Origin of the sequence: Colwellia sp. 5_MG-2023 (assembly GCF_030547795.1) — a bacterium.
In the GTDB taxonomy this organism is placed as follows: domain Bacteria; phylum Pseudomonadota; class Gammaproteobacteria; order Enterobacterales; family Alteromonadaceae; genus Colwellia.
The window spans coordinates 1-966 of sequence record NZ_JAUOPW010000062.1; the positions used below are offsets into that span (position 1 = coordinate 1).

A 966-nucleotide genomic window follows, 5' to 3' on the forward strand; every position below is an offset into this window, starting at 1 on the left:
GCAAATTCTATCGGGTCTTCGACGGTTAGAATATTACGCTCTCGAGCATCTATTTGTGTTAACCCAGCATACAAGGTGGTACTTTTACCAGAGCCGGTTGGGCCCGTGACAAGTATAATACCGTGTGGTTTTTCAATTAATTGACTAAAGGCGTGACGATTAACGTCGGTCATACCTAAATCTTGTAAATCTAATCGCGCAGCGTTTTTATCAAGTAAACGTAATACAACGCGCTCACCATGCCCAGTTGGCATAGTTGATACACGTACATCAACCGCACGCCCACCAATACGCAATGAAATACGACCATCTTGTGGGATACGTTTTTCAGCGATATCAAGCTTCGCCATGACTTTAATACGCGAAACAAGTAGTGAGGCAAGTTTACGGTTTGGTTTTAAGACTTCACGTAACACACCATCAACACGAAAACGTATTTGTAGCGCATTTTCAAAGGTTTCAATGTGAATATCACTGGCACCTTCTTTAATGGCTTCACTTAACATGGCATTGATAAGTTTGATGATAGGCGCGTCATCTTCATTTTCCAATAAATCTTCGCTTTCGGTCATCTCATCAGCAAGTGAGTATAAGTCGACTTCGTTACCAATATCTTCCATCATCTGTTGTGCTTCTGATGAATCACGTTGATACGCTTGTGTGAGTAATAACTCAAAGGCGGCAACCTCTTGTACGCGAAAGCTAAACGGCGCTTTAATAATGCGGCGCACTTCAACAATGGTCTCGACACTAATCGTTGGTAAGCAATGCAGCACATAGTGCTCATCTTCTTTCGCGAGTAAAACACTGTAGCGTTTTGCAAAGGCGAAGGGTAAACGCCAAGCAATAGCGGTCTCTTCACTGATTTGTGCTAACTCATCGCGCTCACTGTCACTAAGGTTATCAGTATCTTTGTTAGACTCGCTGTCAGTGACCTCATGGTTGGTGTGACTAACTAAACTATCA

Annotated in this window: 1 protein-coding gene; it reads right to left on the reverse strand. The window is 42.9% G+C overall.

The genetic code is table 11. The annotated features are described in order from the left end of the window. The coding region (locus Q4496_RS17870) for a GspE/PulE family protein (RefSeq protein WP_303610968.1) at nucleotides 1-866 on the reverse strand (866 nt) is incomplete at its 3' end. Between the last annotated feature and the right edge of the window lie 100 nt (nucleotides 867-966).